Genomic DNA, 19,544 nt, shown 5'->3' with positions numbered 1-19,544 from the left:
ATTTCGTATATTGCATCATATATTCCATTCTGACGATCAGAATTTTTGCCTAAATATCTGAAATTAATTCATGAAACAATAAACCCGCTCCATCTAGGATGAAGCGGGTTTCTGGTTATGCGCGAAAGGGATGTTTATCGAATACCGGCGCGCAGGAAGGCCTGAATGAACTGGCGCTGGAAAATCAGGAACGCGATCAGAAGTGGCGCAACCGTCATGATGGTCGCCGCACTGATGACCGAGATATCTACGCCGGTTTCCGGTGCCCCGAACAGGGACAGGCCAACGGTCAGCGGACGGGTATCTGGCGAGTTGGTTACGATCAGCGGCCACAGGAAATTGTTCCAGTGTGTGGCGATGGATACCAGCGCATAGGCCAGATAAACCGGCTTGGCCGCAGGGACATAGACCTTCCACAAAACCCCCATCCAGCTACATCCCTCGATCCTTGCCGCTTCTTCAAGTTCGACTGGCACGGATTTGAAGGCCTGGCGTAACAGGAAGATGCCAAAGGCACTGGCCATATAGGGCAACCCGATGCCAAGGGCCGTATCAAACAGACCAAGCTTGGAAACGATGGCATAGTTTTCGACAATCAGGACTTCGGGCAGGATGAAAAGTTGCAGCAATACGAGAATAAAGATCGTATCGCGGCCTCTGAATTCAAAGCGGGCAAAGGCAAATCCCGCCAGTGTGCAAAGAACCAGCTGACCGGCAAGGATCAGGGTCACAAGTACGACCGTGTTGGCAAAGTAGCCAGCCCAGGGCACGGCATTCCAGACATAGGTAAAGTTCTCGAACGTCAGTGGATTGGAAAAATCCAGACCAAGGGCCGTGCCCGATGGCTGCAAGGCCGCCCATGTGGCAAACAGCAGTGGCGAAATCCAGACAATCGCCAATACCCATGCGCCAAGGGCATCAAGAACCTTGTCAAAATCGGGCAGGGCACGTTTGGCCGGGCGCGAAGCAAGTGCAGTATTCATCGGTAATGGGTCCGTTTTTCAACCAGTCGAAACTGAATGACCGCGACAAGGCCAAGGGTCAAAAGAACAAGGATGGTCATGGCTGCGGCATGCGGGCTGTCGAAATAGGCGAATGCCATTTCCCAGATCCAGTACAGGATCAGTTTGGACGCATTGTTCGGCCCGCCCTTGGTCAGAATGAACAGATGGTCGATCAGTTTGACCGAATTGATCATCGCGTTAACAAACACAAAGATCGTGGTCGGCATCAGAAGCGGCAAAAGCACACGTCTTGTATAGGTCCAGCGACCAGCCCCCTCGATCCGGGCGGCTTCGCGCAAATCGGGTGGAATGGTCTGAAGGGCTGCCAGATAAAAGATCATGAAGAACCCGGCCTCTTTCCAGATCGTCACCATAATGACCGATGCCAGTGCGGTTTCAGGCTGGCCCAGCCAGTTGGTCGGTGATGCCCCGAAAAAGCCTGTGATCTGATCAATGACGCCAAGATCGGGCGTATAGAAAAACAGCCACAAATTGGCTGCGGCAATCATCGGCAGGATGGTCGGCGTGAAATAGGCACTGCGCACAAAGGACCGGGCCGGAATATGGGCATTGGCCCAAAGCGCCATCGCAAGCGCAAAGATGATCGATACCGGAATGGTGATCCCGGCATAGATCAGGTTGTTCCACACCACGATCCAGAATGTCGGGTCGGCAAACAGATCGTTGTAATTCTCGATCCCGGCAAATACCGACGGGCGGCGCGTGGTGCCACGGGTAAACAGGCTGTGCCACAGGGTCGCAATGGCCGGGTAAAAGGCAAACAGGCTCATTAGTGCCAAGGCCGGTGCAACAAGCATCCAGCCATAAAGTGCAAGCCTTTGTTTCTGAAGTCGGGCCATGTCATTCATGGTCGGCACGTCCGTCATAAAAATGGATTAAGCAAAGTCACAAACAAGAGTGCCGAAGCAGGCATTGGGGGCCTGCTTCGGCGGGCAGATCGGGTTAGTGGAACGCCCGAAGAAGACGGGATGCTTCGGCCTGTGCACCTTCAAGGGCTTCTTTCGGTGATTTTTCACCGGTCAGAGCCGCCTGTATGGCGTTGTTCAGACCTTCGCGAACGCGTGCAGTGTCATAGGTCGAGAATTCCGGGATCGCGACTTCAAGCTGATCACGTGCAACAACTGCCTGCGGGAATTCGGCCGCATAGGATTTCAGCGCATCGGTTTCATAGGCTTCCGGCGTCACGCCGACATAACCGGTGGCAATCGACCATTCAGCGGCACGTTCCGGTGCGGTCATGTATTTGATCAGCGCAAGGGACGCTTCTTTCTGTGCATCGGTCGAGTTTTTGAACAGATAGAAGTTGCCGCCACCCGTCGGAGAGCCCGGCTGTTTGTGTTTCGGAAGCATGGCCACGCCAAAGTCAAACTTGGCCTCGCGTTTGACAGCCGACAGGTTGCCGGTCGAATGCCACATCATCGCGGTCTGGCCCTGAACAAAGGCCTGACGAAGCGTACCCCATTCAATGGTGCCTTCCGGCATGATTTTTTCTTCGGTCGCAAGACCACGCCAGAATTCAAGCGCCTCGATTACGGCCGGATCATCGAAATAGGTTTCGGTGCCGTCCTTGCTCATCAGTTCCTTGCCGTTCTGCACGGCAAAGCACTGGAACATCCAGTACGGATAGCCGGTCGACGGCACCATCAGGCCCCACTTGCCGTCCTTGGCAAGGGCTTTGCCCGCCGATACCAGTTCTTCCCAGGTTGCCGGTGCGTGTTCCGGATCAAGACCTGCTTCGCGGAACATGTCCTTGTTATAGTACATGACGATGGTTGAACGCTGGAACGGGATGCCCCAGGTTTTGCCATCAACTTCACCATTGGCCATCAGGGCCGGATAGAAACCCTTGAGCCATTCCTTGTCTTCGGCGGTTTTGACAACATCATCAAACGGAACAATCAGTTCCTGTTCGATCAGGTCATAAACATCGATCGAGAACATGACGGAAAGCTGGGCCGGGTCGCCGCTTTTAAGGGCGGATACAGCGCGCAGGCGGGTGTCGTCATAGTTGCCAGCATAGATGGCATTGACTTTGACATCCGGGTTTTCTGCCTCGAACCCTTCGATCATGCCGTCAATGACATTGGTCAGCGGGCCGCCAACCGCAATCGGGTAATACATGGTCAGTTCGGTCGCAGCAAAGGCCGGTGTTGCTGCTGTTGCCATCAGTCCGGCTGCAAAGGCAGCACTGGTTACGATATTCCGCATGGATTTGTTTTCCCTGTTACAAACTCGGAATTGCAGTGTCAGTTTCGATGGAGGTATTTGGTTCGCGCGCTGATTGACGGGACGTTGTCGGTGCAAGACGACGGCCGTCTTCGCCATCAAACCAGTGGGCCGCAGCGCCAGCCCAACTGAGCGAAACTTGTGTGCCCGGTGCGATATGCACACGACCGGGTAGGCGGGCCGTGGCCCCCTCTGTGCCGGGGATGGCGACTGAAATGAATGTTTCCGCCCCCAGAAATTCACTGCCATTTACCGTGGCGGTGATGCCCCAAGCCTTGGTGGTGGTATCGGTTGTCAAAGCCAGATCTTCGGGCCGGATGCCAAAGGTCAGACGACTGACATCAAGACCCGCCGGAACCACTTCACGCGGCAAGGCCGATGCCGGCATCAGCGCCATGGGCGGGCTTCCGACAAAACCGGCGGCAAAGGCGGTGGCCGGTTTCAGGTAAAGATCGGCGGGATGGCCTGCCTGTTCGATACGGCCATCCTTCATCAGGATGACGATATCGGCCATGCTCATGGCTTCGGTCTGATCGTGGGTGACATAGACGACTGTAATGCCAAGGCGCTGTTGCAAATCACGGATGTCCTTGCGGACCGAGTGGCGCAGCTTGGCATCAAGGTTTGATAACGGTTCATCCATCAAACACAACGGATGCCCGGCAACAATGGCGCGCGCAAGGGCAACGCGCTGGCGCTGGCCACCGGAAAGTTCGGCCGGTTTGCGTTCTTCATATCCCTGAAGACCGGTGACATTAAGCGCCTCGGTCAGACGGGTTTTGATTTCGTCCTTGCTGGTTTTGCGGACCTTAAGGCCAAAGATGATGTTTTCGGCAACGCTCAGATGCGGGAACAGGGCATAGGATTGGAACACCATCGACAGACCGCGTTTTGATGGCGGGACATTGGTGACGTCCTTGCCATCAATAGCGATCATGCCCTGATCGGCGGTTTCAAGACCGGCAATCAGACGCAGCGTGGTTGATTTGCCGCACCCTGAAGGTCCCAGAAGGACGACAAAACTTCCGCGCGGAATATCAATGGACAGATCATGCACACCATTGCCGCCGTTAAAAACGCGCGAGACGGACTTGATCTGGATGAAAGGCGTTTGGGCAGTCATTTCGAATGTTCGCTTTTTGCAATTTGCAGACGTGCACGGACGTCCTGACGTTTGAACAGCGGGTCAAACAGCCCGCCGGGGATGCCATCGACAACAATCAGGTCAGGGTCCGTGATGTGCCCGCCCTTGGCCGGGGCGGGGCGGCCGAATTTGGATTGATCGGCAACAAGGATGGAATTGCGGCAATTGCCTGCGATGGCCAGACGAAGCGACACTTCGCGATGATCGAAATCGGTCAGGGTGCCATCCGGCTCCACCCCGCCAACGCCAAACAGGCCGTAATCAACCTTGTAATTGTTGAACATTTCCTCGGCGTCAGGGCTGATCACATCGCGATCAGGCAGACGCAGCGTTCCGCCCGGAATGACGATGCGGTTGCTGGTATTGTTGCCAAGCGCCATTGCCGCGTTGAGGTTGTTGGTAATCACCGTCAGATGGCGATGTTCAACAAGGTTCAGCGCAATCAGTTCCAGCGTGCTGCCGATCCCGATCAGGATCGATGCCCCGTCGGGGATCATTTGGGCGACATGCAGGGAAATGGCGTGCTTGGCGGCAATGTTGGTGACCTGCCGACTTTCATAGGACAGGTTCATGCCCGGTTCGCCGGCATATTCCACGCCGCCATGGCGACGGCGCACCAGGTTGGCGTCGCTCAGGATATTGACGTCGCGCCGGACGGTTTGCGGGGTAACGTCAAAATGCTCGGCCAGCTTTTCAATCGAGGCAAAGCTGTCGCGGCGCAGAATGTCGATGATATCGCGTTGTCGTGTCGAAATATTCATTTGATCGTTCAATTTGTTGCTTTGAACACGAAAACGATCATACGCGGCTTCGTTGTCACTGAGATTTCAGAAGAGTGACATTCATATGAATATTGAAACGGGCGCTAGGAATGGCGGATTTGCTGGTGTTTTTTGATTTCGTTTTGGCAGATGCGCATTTGAACATTGCCACGAACGAAAAAAGGCCGTCCGAACAGACGGCCTTTGTAACATTTGTGTCTGCACCCGAATGCGTCGGGGAAACGTGATGGTGCAGGATTAATTGACGACCATCGCCGCCGGTTTCGGGGTGGTCGGGCTGCTGACGGGCAGGATCGGATATTCCACACGCGGCATTTCGCCGGTCAGTGTTTCAAGGAATGCCGTAATCGCATGGATTTCTGTATCATTCAGCTCGGTGCCAAGCTGAGACGAACTCATGATCGCGACCGCCTGTTCAAGATTCCAGACCTTGCCGGAATGGAAATAGGGGGCGGTCAGGGCGATATTGCGCAACGGACCGGCACGGAAGACATAGTCATCGGTTGCGGTCTGGGTCACAGCAAAGCGGCCCTTGTCATCGGGTGGCAGGATTTCCGAACCGGGCTGTTCAACAACACCGAACGGATAATAGCCCGTCCCGCCGACATTCACGCCATTGTGGCAGGATGCACAACCGGTATCGATGAACAGTTCAAGACCGGCCATTTCGGTTTCGGTCAGGATGGTGTCATTGCCTTCAAGGAACTGGTCAAACCGGGATGCCGGTGTGATCAGGGTTGCCTCGAATGCCTCGATCGCCATTGCCATATTGTCAAAGGTTACCGCGTCATCCTGGCCGGGGAAGGCCGCATTGAACTGGGCGACATATTCCGGCATCGAGTTCAGAACCGTGACAACACGTTCAGGAGTGCTGGCCATTTCAACCCCGGCCTGAACCGGGCCCTTGGCCTGTGCTTTCAGGTCTTCGGCGCGACCATCCCAGAACTGGGCTTCGTTAAAGACGGCGTTCAGAACGGTCGGGGCGTTACGCGGACCTTTCTGCCAGCCATGCCCGATGGATGTTTCAAGGTTGTCATCCCCGCCCATGCCAAGGTTGTGGCAGGTGTTGCACGAAATGATCGCGCTTGCCGACAGGCGCGGATCAAAAAACAGCTTCTTGCCAAGATCGACCTTTTCACGGGTGACTGCATTGCCTTCGATTGCGGGAACCATCGATGGAATGACTTCGAAATGTTCCTTGGCACTTTCACGCAACTGGGCCGGGTCAACGGCAAAGGCGGCATTGGCCATACCAAGGATGGCACTTCCCGATATCATGCTTGTTATCAGGGTCTTCGTGAGAAATTGATACGGTCTCATGTTCTCTCTCCGATAAGGTGGAGAAAAAACAAGATCAAATTCTAGGAACGCGTGTGGTGATATATGTCAACACAGGAAAAATTATTTAATATCAATAATTTAATTGGAATTAGACAAGGCGTAATATGGTCTGGAATACGATGTTTCCGGGGGTGAAATTGCCAATGGGACGTTAAGGCGTCCCATTGGCATTATCAGATCAGAAAAGCTTTTCGCGCGGGTCGAATTTCGGTGCCGGCTCAGCCGCAAGTTGCTCGAACACTTCTTCAAGGGTGTCGGCAACCGTATAGAGGTCCTTGTGGCTTTCACGGGCAAAGCCTTCGTCGATGATCCCGTCAATCATGTCAAAGCACTTGTCCCAATAGCCAAGCGCATTGAGGAACACCATCGGCTTGTCATGAATGCCAAGCTGGCGCAGGGTCATGGCTTCAAACGCCTCGTCCAGACTGCCAAGCCCACCGGCAAGGGTGACAAAGGCGTCGGAACGCTTGAACATTTCGACCTTGCGCTGATGCATGGATTTGCAAACGATCAGCTCGGAAAGACCTTTGTGGCCGACTTCAATATCGTGCAGATGTTCGGGAATGATCCCGATAACTTCGCCGCCATTCTGCATGACGCCATCGGCAACGGCCCCCATAAGGCCGATACGCCCCCCGCCATAGACCAGCGCAATGCCGCGTTCAGCCATCATTTTGCCAAAGGCGATTGCGTTTTCCATATGCTGGGGATTTTTGCCGTTAGAAGCACCACAGAATACACAGATTGATTTTACTTTTGTCATGGCGACCTGCCTTTTGTTTCTTGTTTCGCAGGTAGCGGGGAAATTCACGTGATGAAATTGCCCCGTACTGAAAACGAACATAGCCGATCAATTCAGGGATGGGGCAGGAATTTGTGCAGGACAGCAGTTTAAATTTAAATGACGCGTTTGCGCCGCATTTCCGTTGCTTTTGTTTGCCAGAACGATGATCCCGCCCAACGATCATATCAAGACGGGCAATAAAAGGGGCCTGATCTGAATAATCCTTGCCTGTTTTGGTCGAGGGTTAACAAGTTATGAACCTGATTGTGGGATGGGTAATGGATTATGCGGGGCTGTGCCCGTGTTCACAGCATGTATAACGAAGTAACGAAAAGAAGGCAGGATCGCCCAACGTGTTTGTCGATAGTCCCATTCTCCTTGCCCTGTTGGTATCGGGCATTATTGCAGCTGTGCTGATGCTTGCGCTTTGGCTGGGGCTGGATCGTGCGATTGCACGCCGTCTGGTTCTTGCGGCAATTATCCCCGCCGTCGCAGTGGCGGTTCCGGCGGCCATCGGGTTGCCAGATACTGCGCGTGGCGGTGTCGGTGCGGCTTTGATGATGCTGGTACTGGGCGGTGTTTGTGGCGCGATCCTTGATTTTGCGCGGATATCGGAACGTGTATGTCTGATTGTTTCGGCCGTGTTGCTGTTGCTGGGCGCATGGCTTGTATTGGCGGCACCGGTGAACGGGCTTTCATATCATCCGGGCGGGATCAAGTTTCTGGCCTGGCTGGCGTTCCTGATCATTGGCGGGTGTTTTCTTTGGGTTACGCGTCCCGACTTTGCCCAGGATGATGATCCCGACGGCAAACCGGCCAAGGGCAAAAAGGTAAAGGTCACCAAAACCAAAACAGCCAAGGCAACTGCGTCGGACAAGGCTGATGAACTGGCGGGCAATGCCGGTCCCGGTCCGGTGGCGGTTTTGATGACGCTGGCCTTGGGGCAGGGGATCATCGCCCATCAATTCGGCCTTGGTCAGCACGTGGTGTTTCAGTCGGCCTTGTGGATCGCGTTGATGGTGGCGCTGGTATCGGAAAAGGCGGCCCCGCAATATCGCGCCGCGGTTTGGCTTGGCGTGGTAGGGGCCCTGATGGCAAGTGCGGCGGCCATGATGATCACGACACCGGCATCCTGTGTGGCTTTTGCCGTCTTGCTTTTGGTGGTATCGGCCAGCCGCGGTGCTGCAAAGCTTGGGGCGTTTGTTTCTGACGATAATCCTGCACAGGCAGTTCTTGTGCGCGGGATGATCCGGTTTGGTGTACTGGCCCTGCCATTGATCATGGCAGCACTGGTTGCCTATGTCGGTGCGCAGATGGCGGGCAGGTTTTCGTGATTGCAGCGATATGGTGATTGGTTGAGGTTTCGGTTATTTAAGCAAAGAGACTGATTCTATTCATCTTTACCTAACGGTTGCGCGATATCGTTTGTTTGTTACGTTATGGAAACTGTGATCCGAAAGTAGTACAAGTTTCTAATTAACGTGCTCTATGGGGTTGTTTGAGGGGAAATATGGCAAGCAATTCCAAGACGTTGAGCGTGAAGACGGGGGCGAACCCCGATAACATAAACATCGTTCAAGGATATTTCCGGTGAAACGACCCTATATCCTCGTCATTGTCGGCGTTGTATTGATCATTGCAGCGATTGCGCTGAATTATATGTTGACCAAAAGTGCGGATGAAGACACTGCACCGGTCACACAAGCGCCCGCGGTTACGACCACAGATACTTCTGAAGTCAAAACCCCCGAGCCGGCGGCAGAGCCGGAATCCGCAGCACCGGAAATCACCAATCCAAGCTTTGATGTCGTGCGGATCGGCCCGGACGGAAATGCCGTCATTGCAGGCCGTGCAACACCGAACAGCAAAGTCCGCATTCGCGAGGGCGAGGACGTGATTGGCGAGGCAACCGCCGATGAACGCGGCGAATGGGTTGTCCTTCCGGGCAAACCGTTGGCAAGCGGCGATCGCGAACTGTCGCTTGAATCCGAAGATGCAACCGGTGCTGTCGCCAAGGCAGAGGACAAGGTTGTCGTTCTGATCCCCGATGCACAGCCTGCTGCCCCGGCCAACACCGAAACCGATACCGGTTCGGCAATGCCTGTTGCCCCGGCAACCGAGGCCCCCAAAGAAGAAGCAAAGCAGCCGATCATTGCCCTTAAGGTTCCAACGGATGGCAGCGGTGCAGCAACGGTTCTGCAGGGCCCGGCAAAAGCCGATGATGCCGACACTCAAGAAGCACCCCAAGAAGTCGAGCCGGGCATGCCGCGCCTGTCCATCGATGTTGTCGATTATGATACGCAAGGGCGTGTTGCCATGTCGGGCAAGGCCGATATGGACCACACCGTTCAGGTTTATCTTGATAACAAGCATGTGGGCACTGCACCGGCCGATGAAAACGGCAACTGGGCGCTGACCATTGGCGAACCGATTGAACCGGGTAACTACACCATGCGCGCCGATCAGCTTAATGATGGTGGCAAGGTAACCGCACGCGTTGAAATTCCGTTTGAACGTGCAAGAACCGATGAAATCCTTGAACCGGGCGCGCGTTATGTGGTTCAGCCGGGCAACAGCTTGTGGCGGATTGCACGCCGGACTTATGGTGACGGTCTGAAATACTGGGTTATTTACAACCAGAACCGTAAACAGATCCGCGATCCGGACCTGATTTATCCGGGGCAGATTTTCGCCCTGCCCAACGAAGAAAAAGCTCAGTAAGCATCGCTTTTCTTTTCGAGGCGCAAAACACATGGTAAGTGTGTTTTGCGCCTTTTGATTTTTGGCGAACCGTTTTCGCGGGTTGCGTTGGCCTTTGTCATCACTAGATGCTAAGAACGCGCCCGCATGATACCAATGGTATCGATTTGATATGCCCAATCCATGGCAACCAGGGAATTAAGACTTTGAAATCCGTTCTTGTACCGATCAATCCTGAAGGCTGGAAATTCGTCGCCATTTTCGCGGCGATCACTGTGGGTTTGTTTCTGATTGCGGAACCATTGGGCTGGATCGGTGTGATCCTGACGCTGTGGTGCGCCTATTTCTTCCGTGATCCGGACCGTATTACCCCGACCGATGAAAATCTGGTGATTTCCCCGGCCGACGGGCGCGTCTGCATGATTTCGCAGGCTCCGCTGCCCAAGGAACTGGAACTGGACGACAAGACCCCGCGCACCCGTGTGTCAATCTTCATGAACGTGTTCAATGTCCATGTGAACCGTTGCCCGGTAAATGGCGAAATCGTTGGCGAGGCCTATGTGCCGGGCAAATTCGTCAATGCCGAACTCGACAAGGCATCGGAAAACAACGAACGCCAGATCCTGCTTGTCCGTGACAAGGAAGGCCGCGAGTTTGGTGTTGTCCAGATTGCCGGTCTGGTTGCCCGTCGTATTCTGTGTGATGTTGGCACCGGTTCGCAGCTTAAAGCTGGTGAACGTTTCGGCCTGATCCGTTTCGGGTCGCGTGTTGATGTCTATCTGCCCGAAGGCGTATCGCCGAACGTAATCGTCGGTCAGACCACGATTGCCGGTGAAACTGTTCTTGCCGATGTTTCGGCCAAGGGCAAGGAAGCTGCCGTCGGGGAGATCCGCTAATGGCTGGCGGCATCGATCCCATTCGTCGTCCGCGTCGCTTCAAGGCGATGTCGCTTACGCGGCTGGTACCTAATGTCGCAACGATAATGGGCATGTGTGCCGGTTTGACCTCGATCCGCTTTGCAATGCAGGATCGTTGGGAAGCCGCCGTTGCCGCCATTCTGATTGCCGGGATCATTGATGGTCTTGATGGCCGTCTGGCCCGTATGCTTAACGCATCCAGCCGCTTTGGCGGCGAACTCGACAGTCTGTCGGACTTCGTCTGCTTTGGCGTCGCACCGGCGATGATGCTGTATTTCTGGTCGCTGCATGAATTCGGCTCGATTGGCTGGGCTTTGTCGCTGCTGTTTGCTGTTTGCATGATGCTGCGTCTGGCACGCTTTAACACCCAGATGCTGGGTGAACCGGAACTGCCGACATGGGCTTATCGCTTCTTCACCGGTGTTCCGGCACCGGCGGCAGCCGCTCTTGCAATGTGGCCGATTGTCCTGACTTTCCAGTTTGGCAAAGGCATCTTTGACAGCCCCTATATCGTCGCCCCTTATGGCGTGATCATTGCCGGTTTGATGGTGTCGCGTCTGCCGACCTTCAGCTTCAAGAAGGTCAAGGTCCCGCGTGCTTGGGTCCTGCCGTTGATGTTGGCATTCGGGGCGTCGGTGGCGTTTCTGGTGTCCTCGCCGTGGTTGACACTTTCGGCCATTGCCGCGATCTATTTCGCTACCTTCCCGCTGTCCTATCGGTCCTATCGCCGGATGGGTGTCGAACATCAGCAGGAAGAAGATGCTGCGGACGAAGTCGATGACGACGGTCAGCCCGATGACGACCCCGAAGAGGGCCTTAATCGTGTTCACCAAAACTGATATGATCTGACCGATCAAATAAAAAGCCGACGATATCGTCGGCTTTTTTGTGTCTGCATGACGGCGTTTTTCTATTTAGTTCCCGGCCCGGATATTGCGGGCCTGACGGTTCTTGATCAGTTCCTGATACCGTTTGGCATCATCTGGGGATAGCAGATCGATATAACCCGTTGCCCAGGGCATATCGGGCATTTCGGCAATAATCGCATTGGTATGTTCGATGACATGATACCCGGCATCGGTAGTGCTACAGATGATTTTCGCATCAAGAAAATCCGGCATTCCTTCGATGGGCAGGGATTTGATCATCGCTGGATGGTTGGCGGCAAGGCGATGATGCTCTGCTTCAATCGGATAGGCCAGAAACCAGTCAATGCGTTCCAGCGTCAGCATGGTGATGAAATCGGCAGACTGGCGAGTTTTCTGAACATGTTCGCCAAATCCGTATTCGCGCAGGATGTCATCAACCAGCTCGCCATAGGACCGGCCGGACTCAAGGGCCGCGTCAAATTGCCGGTCCAGAAGCAAACGAACCAGATCAATTTCGCCTGCGTCGTTCATGAAGGGCGCAAACGCATCGGCATGATCGGCCCGAACGATGACTGAAACCGGGAACTGCGATAACACCGTGTTGCTGATGATGAATTCACGCGCACGGGCCTCGGTCTCCAGGAGGCCGGGCATGCACACGGTTCGGTCGTTGGTTGCACTGGCGTGGCGCATGATGTCAAACGCCCGGCCACGGGGCAACGACGTTAACTTGATCGGGTGATGGGCGATCCGGTCAATGAACCAGTCAACGGCCTGTGCGCCATAACCGGCAAGTTGATCATTCTCCAGCCGAAAGGCGGGGGCAATCACATCAACCGCCCAGAGGATTTCCGCATCAACGGCAAAGTCGTGATCTTCAACCTTGTGGGCCGGGTCGTAAGAGTTCGCCGGTTGCGGTTTGCGCTGGGCCAATGCGTCAGCAGGCGCAAAGGCAAACACAAACATGACGAAAACAGCGGACCAAACAAGTTTGGTCAACCGGTGCCGTTGCGAGTTCCGGGCGGGCTGGAGAGTGTGGTCGTTCAAGTTCATAACGTCGTGCGCATTCAGTCAGAAGCGGTATCAGTGTTGCAACTGATCGATACCGCCAAAGGGCAGCGCCCTGCGCCGCACCTCCAAGTAAAACGCGCTAGCTAAACGGTCTGGGTGGGCAAGGCAAGGGCCGCAAATGCATGGCCGATACGTTTAAAATTGGAGGCAGTTATTGATCGTTGAGTTGTGCCAGCCCGGTCTGCAAATTTGTTTTATAGTTTTCAAGGGCTTTGCCATAACGGACCTGATCGGCTTCGGACAGGGACGATGAATAGAAAGCCGTCCAAGGCATATCAGGATTTTCTTTGACCAGACTATTGATGGCACTAACAATCGCATCACCGGTTTCGGTTTTGCTGCATGCAATCGATGCGGGCATCAATTGATCATTGCCGGCGACATGCCAGCTCGTAAAGGTGTCGTCTGGCAGTTGGGCCCGGCGATGAAATTCAGCCTCTGCTGGCAGATACAGTGTCCAGTCCAGACGACCCAGCGCAATCAGTTGCAGGAAATTGGCATCATTGCCGATATAGCTGATGGCGGTGTTGTTGGCGTTTCGGCGCAGGATCGTATCGATTTTTATCCCATAAGATCGCTGGGAACGCAGCGCGCCATTCAGTTTGCCAAAGGCAATCATACGTTCCAGATCAACATCGCCCTGTTCATCTACAAACGGCAGAATCTGATCTTCGCGCGCCGGGCTGGTAAACAGGCTGACCGGCAGGTGTGGCAATACGGCATCGGTGAAATGAAGGAATTTCTGACGTTCCGGGGTCGGGTTCATCCCGATATTGCAAAAGGTACCCGGTGCGGTGATGGTTTGCATCAATCGCGGAAGCGGGACGATTTGTTTGACATGGGTATAGTCAGGCAGTCGAGAAGCGAACCAGTTCAGAATGTCGACGCCATAGCCGACAATTTGCCCGTTCTGTTCGAGCATCGCCGGTGGCAAAGGAGTAAGTGCCCAGTTTACAGTCGGCTTTTCTGTGGCCTGCGCAGGATTAAAAGTCCCCGGAAATGCAGTGCATGACAGGCTGAGCAAAAATGCAAAAACAAAACGGCCAATACCAATGCCGAAACATTGGCCGACTGGGCGGATGATCACGCGTTCCCCTTTTCAGACAGGAATTTGAACTGTCTACTTATAAGGGTATTTTAAGCCAAAAGTGCAAGTTCGTTTGTTGCGTATTCTACCTGGCCGAGTGCGGGTTGTATTGCAGGCGGGTTTCAAACTGATCGGAATTTATGAACTGATCGCGTGCTGCCTTGAACCATTCGCGGTCCTGCGGACTAAGCCAGTCGGCATAGAAATCCGTCCAGGGCATGGTCGGATTTTTTTCAATGATATCATTGATTTCGGCAATGGCCTTTTTCCCGGCCGGGGTATCTGCACACCCGATTGTCGCTTCAAGAAGGGTGGTGTTGCCGTTGATCGGGATCGCCATGATATCCAAATCCGGCGTATGGCGGCGGCGGTAAAATTCGGCTTCCGACGGGAAATATAGTGACCAGTCAATGCGTTCAAGTTCAAGCATGCGCAGAAACTTGGTGTCATCGGCGACATGCATGACATGCGGGTCTTCGCGATAGGCGCTCAGATATTTGTCAACCTGTGTGCCATAGGCGCGCCCGATCCTGACCGCGGTAATCATATTCTGGTCTGCAAGCAATCGGGGAAGGTCGATATGACCTTTGTCATCAAGATAGGGAGAAAATCGTTGTTTGTCCTGGACCCTGATCACGACCGAAATCGGCAGGTGCAAAAGGATCGTGTCGGCAAATGCAATATATTGGCGTCGTTCTTCTGTCGGTATCAGGGTTGTCGAGCAGCGTAGTTCGCCCTCGCCGCTTTTCATTTCAGCCATAAGCCGCGCCAGCGGAACTTGCAGGATTTCATGACGATATTGCGGTAACCGGTCGACAAACCAGTTCTGGGTATCTGCGGCATAACCGCTGAGTTCGGGGCTGTCGGTGATAAAGGCGGGGGCAAAGGGCGGAACCGACCAGTGAAGTATTGGCCCGGAAGGAAGATCCGCCGGGGCGGATGAATTGGGGGGTGATGCGGGTTGGGGCGGCGGCGTAGACGGCGGTTGCGCATGGGCCGAAAAGCCCGATAACGACGTCATAATACAAGTGACAGCTGCAAAGCTGCACCTTGCGAAGCCTTTCATATCCCGCGCCATTTTGATTCCCTGTTCCCGATAGAAGATTTTTTGTTTTTATCTTCCTCAACGATACAGGTCACATTGTTAGCAAAGTGTGTATTTGAAAGCCCTGAAACCTTGATCCGCCCAATATAATCAACATCTACTCTGTAAGAACATATCAACGAGGTTGGGTAATGGCAGATAAACAATTTCGGGTGGTGATCGGGCGAACGGCTGCCCGATTGGCGATCTGTTTTGGCGCGTTGTTCCCCTGTGCTGCGGGGGCGGCCGACATTCGGGTGATGACCACGCCATTTCCGCCCTATGTGATCTATGATGAAGATACCCACAAGGCATATGGCCCGGCCGTTGACGTGATCAATCAGGTTTGCATGACAAGCGCCATGGATTGCGAGATCATGGTCGAACCGTGGGCGCGTGCCTATGCGACTGCAATTGAAAATCCCGATACCCTGATCTTTAGCATCGCACGTCGTCCTGATCGTGAAATGCAGTTCAAGTGGATCGGTACGGTGGCGCCGTATCACGTCCGGCTGTTTTCAATTGCCGGATCAGGCGTGCCGGAAACCGAAAACTGGCGTGAATTAAGCAGCTATCACGTGGCCGGGCAGTTGCGCGACGTAAAGGCGCAATATCTTGAAAATGCGGGCTTTGACATCGAGATGGTCCCCTCGGCCGAGGCAACCATCCGCATGTTGTTTGCCAACCGGGCAAAACTGATTGCCGGTGATGCGCTGTCTTTGCCTTATCGTGTGCGGATGCTGGGCGAAGACAGTCAGCGTCTGCAAGTTGTTGCCAGCATTCCGGAACTTTCAAGCGACCTTTATCTGGCGGCAAGTTTGTCTACCGATGACGCGATTGTCACCCGATTGCGCACAGCCCTGGAAAGCCTGAAAGCAGATGGCAGTTATGATCGCATCTGGGCAATGAGTGCGGTGACCAGAACAAACTAAAGCATATTGCCTTTAATCTGGTTCACTTTGTTTGTTTTTGGCGTGTCATTTGGCAAGGCACAGCGCACAGGACGATGCGGGGCATCGTTCAAGCGATGTAACGTCGCCAAAGGCCGCCAAAATCAAACCCTTCGGGCCGGGGCCTCATTTTGCTCCGCAGCGTCAAGGTTCTTGACCGTAGCCCCGCTACGCTCTGCAACCCTTTCCTTGCCGGACAAAATGATGCCTCCGGCAAAGTGGATCAGATTTAAGGCAATATGCTTTAGTCCAAAAAGTCCCCCAAAAAACAAAGCACCGGCCCCCGGGGAAGGGGGCCGGTGTAACCGCGCGGCGGGGTCGGGGGAAAAAGTCGCGCGGCTATTCTGTTCAGGCGGTCGGGCCGGACGGATTATTGTTGCGGCGTCCAAACCGGCTAGAAGTAAGCGACTTTACCCAAGGGCCCAGGCCACGGAACTTGCCACCCAGCTTGTGACGCATCATCAGTGCGCAAGGCGTAAAGATCAGCGTCAGTGCGGTCGCAAAGGCCAGACCGAATGCGATGGATGTTGAAAGCTGCACCCACCACTGGGTTGAGGGGGCACCGATTGAAACATCACGGGCGGCAAAGTCGATATTGATCTGAAGTACCATCGGCACCAGACCCAGAATGGTCGTCACCGTGGTCAGCATCACCGGACGCAAACGCTGTGCACCGGTTTGCAGGATGGCGGCTTCGATGCTGCCTGCGGTGTGTTTAAGCCGGTCAAAGGTATCGATCAGAACGATGTTGTTGTTCACAACAATACCCGCCAGCGCAACCACCCCGATGCCGTTCATGACAATCGAGAAGGCTTGCCCGGTCAGCATCAGGCCAAGGAACACACCCGCCGTCGACATGATGATGGCGATCATGATCAGAAGCGAGCTCGAGATGCTGTTGAACTGGGTGACCAGAATGATGAACATGATGAAAAGCGCGACCGTAAAGGCGTTCATCAGGAACTCGGCCGATTTTTTCTGTTCTTCATCCTGACCCTTGAATTCGACCGAAACACGCGGATCGATTTTAAGTGTGCTCATCCATGCCTTGACCTCGCCAAGTTTGGTATCGACCAGAACCCCGTCCTGAACATCGGCCTTGACGGTCAAGGCACGGCGGCTGTCAACACGGGTCAGCGTACCGGTTTTGGGTTTGGGTGTGCGGGTAATAAAGTTGGCCAGCGGCACCAGACCCTTGTCGGTCACGATCTGAAGGTTTTCAAGTTCATCAAGCGACCGGTATTCGGCCGGGTAGCGTCCGACAATATCGATTTCCTCGGTTGAATCATCCGGACGATAGGTCGAGAAATTGATCCCGTTGGTTACCAGTTTGACGACATTGCCGATCTGGGTGATATCAGCCCCGAATTTAAGTGCCTGGGCACGATCAACCGTGTATTCCCAGTCAATGCCCGGGGGCGATTTTCCGTCTTCGAAGTTATACATTCCGCCCATTTCCTGCAAACCGGTGACCAGCATGGTGGCGGTTTGATCCAGAAGTTCGGGATAGAATGAACGCAACTGAATTTGAATGTCCTTGCCCTGCGGCGGACCGGCTTCCTGAGCGCGAACTTCGATCTGGATACCGGCAAGATCGGCGGTTTCTTCCAGAATGCGCTTTTCAATTTCGGTTGCCTTCGGACGGGTCTGCCAGTCGGCATATTCAAGCTGAACAGTCCCAATCACGTCTGCAGCGGCCTGATTGCCCCCGGCATTTGCACCGGACCGGGCATAGACCGTGTCAAACCAGTTTTGACCTTCGTGATGGGTATCAAGGGCCAGAATGCGGTCTTCGACTTCCTTAAGCAGGTAATCCTGTTCGTAATAGGACATGTTGCCGCGTGCGCGCACCTGAACGATGGCGACTTCCGGTTCCACAGCCGGGAAGAATTCAACACCCTTGCCCAGTTTGCCAAACGCGCCCCAGACCGCAATCAGGACGACGAATGCCAATGGTACAATCAGCCAATAGAAACGCAGAGACCCTTTAAGGATACGGACATAAAGCCCGGTTCCGCCTTTGACCTTGTGAATGTCATCGGCATGGTCGGCTGCAATTGCCTCGAGGCTTTCATTGTTTTCACTGCCCGGTTTGCCAAACCATGCGCCGACCGTGGGCACAAAGATCAGGGCCATAGCAAGCGATGCGGTCAGGGTAAATAGAACCGTGATCGGCAGGAATTTCATGAATTCCCCGACGATATCGGGCCAGAAGGCAAGCGGCAGGAAGGCGGCAAGCGTGGTTGCGGTTGATGCAATGATCGGCATGGCCATGCGTTTGGCCGCAAGCGGATAGGCTTCGCGACGATGCATCCCCTCGATCATTTTACGATCCGCATATTCGGTCACAACAATCGCCCCGTCGACCAGCATCCCGACTGCAAGGATCAAACTGAACAGAACGACGATATTGACCGTCATGCCCAATGCCCAAAGGATCAGGATCGCTGTCAGGAACGATCCCGGGATCGAAAGACCAACCAGAAGCCCGGACCGCCAGCCAAGCGACCAGATGACAACCACCATGACCAGCAGGATCGCAAGGATCACACTGTTCTGAAGGTCGGTCAGCATGGTGCGGATGTCAGATGATTTATCCTGCGAATAGCTGATGGTCAGGTTGGGCGGGAACGCCTGTTGGGCTTCGGCCGTGGTGGCCTTGATCGCATCGATAACCTCGATGATGTTTTCGCCAACGCGCTTGGATACTTCAATTGCGATGGCCGGTTCACCATTCAGGCGGGCAAAGCTTGTCGCATCTTTAAAGGTCCGGCGCACATCGCCAATGTCACGGAAGCGGATGACGGAATCACCATCGACAATCAGCGGCATATCAAGAATGTCGTTCACAGTTTCAAACAGGCCGGGCACCTTGATGTTAAAGCGACCCGTACCGGTATCAACCGCACCGGCTGCCACCAGCGAGTTGGAATTGCGCACCAGCGATACGATGTCGATACCATTAAGGCGATAGGCCTCTACCTTCATCGGATCAATCACGAATTCCACCAGTTCCTCGCGGTCACCGGCCAGTTTGGCCTCGAGCACGGCGGGTATGCCTTCGATGGAATCTTTCAGATCGCGCGCCATGCGCAGCAATGCACGTTCTGGCACATCCCCCGAAAGGGTTACGACCAGAACCGGGAACAGCGACAGGTTGACTTCGTGAACTTCGGGATCGTCGGTATCGGCGGGCAGTTCGGATTTGGCGATATCCACCCGTTCGCGGACATCCGCCAAGGCCTCGTTGATTTGAACATCGGAGTAAAATTCAAGCGTCACCGATGCCCCGTCCTGATAGGACTGGGAACTCATTTCCTTTACGCCCTCGATCGAACGCAATTCCTGCTCCATCGGGCGCAGCAAAAGGCGTTCGGCATCTTCGGGCGAGACACCATCGTGATGCATGGTGACATAAAGAACCGGGATCTGAACGTCCGGGTCGGCTTCCTTGGGAATGGAATTATAGCCAACCCAGCCGGTCACCAGCAGCAATACCAGAACCAGAATGACGGTCCGCGACCTGTTTAACGCGTGATCAATCAGGGACATTTTCTATCTCCT

At 54.4% G+C, this 19,544-nt stretch carries 16 protein-coding genes; 5 read left to right on the top strand and 11 right to left on the bottom strand.

Annotated elements, in window-relative coordinates; all coding sequences use genetic code 11:
- Positions 1 to 134: 134 nt before the first annotated feature.
- From TH19_RS07810 to TH19_RS07780, 7 genes are all read right to left on the bottom strand, one after another.
- Positions 135 to 983 carry a carbohydrate ABC transporter permease gene (locus TH19_RS07810; RefSeq protein ID WP_114101766.1) on the bottom strand — a complete coding sequence of 283 codons (849 nt, stop codon included), beginning with the start codon at positions 981 to 983 and terminating at the stop codon, positions 135 to 137.
- Positions 980 to 1,873, bottom strand: a complete 894-nt coding sequence (locus tag TH19_RS07805; protein ID WP_114101886.1) for a carbohydrate ABC transporter permease — start codon at positions 1,871 to 1,873, stop codon at positions 980 to 982. The genes TH19_RS07810 and TH19_RS07805 overlap by 4 nt, the downstream gene beginning before the upstream one ends.
- 94 nt (positions 1,874 to 1,967) lie before the next feature.
- Positions 1,968 to 3,233, bottom strand: coding sequence for an ABC transporter substrate-binding protein (locus TH19_RS07800; RefSeq protein ID WP_114101765.1), 1,266 nt, complete (start codon positions 3,231 to 3,233; stop codon positions 1,968 to 1,970).
- A 16-nt stretch (positions 3,234 to 3,249) separates the two neighbouring features.
- The gene (locus TH19_RS07795; protein WP_114101764.1) at positions 3,250 to 4,374 is read right to left on the bottom strand and encodes an ABC transporter ATP-binding protein; all 1,125 of its coding nucleotides are present in this window, start codon (positions 4,372 to 4,374) and stop codon (positions 3,250 to 3,252) included.
- On the bottom strand, positions 4,371 to 5,156 hold the full coding sequence (locus tag TH19_RS07790; RefSeq protein ID WP_114101763.1) for a DeoR/GlpR family DNA-binding transcription regulator: 786 nt from the start codon (positions 5,154 to 5,156) through the stop codon (positions 4,371 to 4,373). Before TH19_RS07790 ends, TH19_RS07795 begins: the two co-directional genes overlap by 4 nt.
- A gap of 258 nt (positions 5,157 to 5,414) precedes the next feature.
- The gene (locus TH19_RS07785; RefSeq protein WP_220151706.1) at positions 5,415 to 6,455 is read right to left on the bottom strand and encodes a cytochrome-c peroxidase; all 1,041 of its coding nucleotides are present in this window, start codon (positions 6,453 to 6,455) and stop codon (positions 5,415 to 5,417) included.
- A 241-nt stretch (positions 6,456 to 6,696) separates the two neighbouring features.
- The gene (locus TH19_RS07780; protein ID WP_114101761.1) at positions 6,697 to 7,281 is read right to left on the bottom strand and encodes an LOG family protein; all 585 of its coding nucleotides are present in this window, start codon (positions 7,279 to 7,281) and stop codon (positions 6,697 to 6,699) included.
- Positions 7,282 to 7,655: 374 nt separating this feature from the next.
- On the opposite strand from TH19_RS07780, the gene TH19_RS07775 reads away from it, so the two are divergent.
- From TH19_RS07775 to pssA, 4 genes are all read left to right on the top strand, one after another.
- On the top strand, positions 7,656 to 8,636 hold the full coding sequence (locus TH19_RS07775; RefSeq protein ID WP_114101760.1) for a hypothetical protein: 981 nt from the start codon (positions 7,656 to 7,658) through the stop codon (positions 8,634 to 8,636).
- 256 nt (positions 8,637 to 8,892) lie between these two features.
- Entirely contained in the window at positions 8,893 to 10,023 is a 1,131-nt protein-coding gene (locus tag TH19_RS07770) for an Ig-like domain-containing protein (RefSeq protein WP_114101759.1), read from the top strand.
- A 176-nt stretch (positions 10,024 to 10,199) separates the two neighbouring features.
- Positions 10,200 to 10,898 (top strand): phosphatidylserine decarboxylase, encoded by a 699-nt coding sequence (locus tag TH19_RS07765; protein WP_063088026.1) that lies wholly within the window; start codon positions 10,200 to 10,202, stop codon positions 10,896 to 10,898.
- The gene (gene pssA, locus TH19_RS07760) at positions 10,898 to 11,758 is read left to right on the top strand and encodes a CDP-diacylglycerol--serine O-phosphatidyltransferase (RefSeq protein ID WP_114101758.1); all 861 of its coding nucleotides are present in this window, start codon (positions 10,898 to 10,900) and stop codon (positions 11,756 to 11,758) included. The genes TH19_RS07765 and pssA overlap by 1 nt, the downstream gene beginning before the upstream one ends.
- A 75-nt stretch (positions 11,759 to 11,833) precedes the next feature.
- On the opposite strand, the gene TH19_RS07755 is transcribed toward pssA, so the two are convergent.
- The 3 genes from TH19_RS07755 to TH19_RS07745 form a co-directional block, all read right to left on the bottom strand.
- The gene (locus TH19_RS07755) at positions 11,834 to 12,787 is read right to left on the bottom strand and encodes a hypothetical protein (RefSeq protein WP_147250731.1); all 954 of its coding nucleotides are present in this window, start codon (positions 12,785 to 12,787) and stop codon (positions 11,834 to 11,836) included.
- Positions 12,788 to 13,010: 223 nt separating this feature from the next.
- On the bottom strand, positions 13,011 to 13,946 hold the full coding sequence (locus tag TH19_RS07750; RefSeq protein ID WP_114101756.1) for a transporter substrate-binding domain-containing protein: 936 nt from the start codon (positions 13,944 to 13,946) through the stop codon (positions 13,011 to 13,013).
- An 85-nt stretch (positions 13,947 to 14,031) separates the two neighbouring features.
- Positions 14,032 to 14,967 carry a transporter substrate-binding domain-containing protein gene (locus TH19_RS07745; RefSeq protein WP_114101755.1) on the bottom strand — a complete coding sequence of 312 codons (936 nt, stop codon included), beginning with the start codon at positions 14,965 to 14,967 and terminating at the stop codon, positions 14,032 to 14,034.
- 215 nt (positions 14,968 to 15,182) lie between these two features.
- Between TH19_RS07745 and TH19_RS07740 the strand changes: the two genes are divergently transcribed.
- On the top strand, positions 15,183 to 15,962 hold the full coding sequence (locus TH19_RS07740; RefSeq protein WP_114101754.1) for a substrate-binding periplasmic protein: 780 nt from the start codon (positions 15,183 to 15,185) through the stop codon (positions 15,960 to 15,962).
- A gap of 366 nt (positions 15,963 to 16,328) precedes the next feature.
- Here the strand turns inward: TH19_RS07740 and TH19_RS07735 are convergent, their stop codons facing one another.
- On the bottom strand, positions 16,329 to 19,532 hold the full coding sequence (locus TH19_RS07735; protein WP_114101753.1) for an efflux RND transporter permease subunit: 3,204 nt from the start codon (positions 19,530 to 19,532) through the stop codon (positions 16,329 to 16,331).
- Between the last annotated feature and the right edge of the window lie 12 nt (positions 19,533 to 19,544).

Source organism: Thalassospira profundimaris (assembly GCF_003326675.1).
GTDB lineage: Bacteria > Pseudomonadota > Alphaproteobacteria > Rhodospirillales > Thalassospiraceae > Thalassospira > Thalassospira aquimaris.
Note: the sequence above shows the minus strand (reverse complement) of the source record. Positions and strands in the feature narration are given on the sequence as shown.

What these genes read in the sequence shown, in the direction of transcription:
- TH19_RS07810 (WP_114101766.1), bottom strand. Translation starts at nt 983, where the DNA reads ATGAATACTGCACTTGCTTCGCGCCCGGCCAAACGTGCCCTGCCCGAT.
- TH19_RS07805 (WP_114101886.1), bottom strand. Translation starts at nt 1,873, where the DNA reads ATGAATGACATGGCCCGACTTCAGAAACAAAGGCTTGCACTTTATGGC.
- TH19_RS07800 (WP_114101765.1), bottom strand. Translation starts at nt 3,233, where the DNA reads ATGCGGAATATCGTAACCAGTGCTGCCTTTGCAGCCGGACTGATGGCA.
- TH19_RS07795 (WP_114101764.1), bottom strand. Translation starts at nt 4,374, where the DNA reads ATGACTGCCCAAACGCCTTTCATCCAGATCAAGTCCGTCTCGCGCGTT.
- TH19_RS07790 (WP_114101763.1), bottom strand. Translation starts at nt 5,156, where the DNA reads ATGAATATTTCGACACGACAACGCGATATCATCGACATTCTGCGCCGC.
- TH19_RS07785 (WP_220151706.1), bottom strand. Translation starts at nt 6,455, where the DNA reads ATGATATCGGGAAGTGCCATCCTTGGTATGGCCAATGCCGCCTTTGCC.
- TH19_RS07780 (WP_114101761.1), bottom strand. Translation starts at nt 7,281, where the DNA reads ATGACAAAAGTAAAATCAATCTGTGTATTCTGTGGTGCTTCTAACGGC.
- pssA (WP_114101758.1), top strand. Translation starts at nt 10,898, where the DNA reads ATGGCTGGCGGCATCGATCCCATTCGTCGTCCGCGTCGCTTCAAGGCG.
- TH19_RS07745 (WP_114101755.1), bottom strand. Translation starts at nt 14,967, where the DNA reads ATGACGTCGTTATCGGGCTTTTCGGCCCATGCGCAACCGCCGTCTACG.
- TH19_RS07740 (WP_114101754.1), top strand. Translation starts at nt 15,183, where the DNA reads ATGGCAGATAAACAATTTCGGGTGGTGATCGGGCGAACGGCTGCCCGA.
- TH19_RS07735 (WP_114101753.1), bottom strand. Translation starts at nt 19,532, where the DNA reads ATGTCCCTGATTGATCACGCGTTAAACAGGTCGCGGACCGTCATTCTG.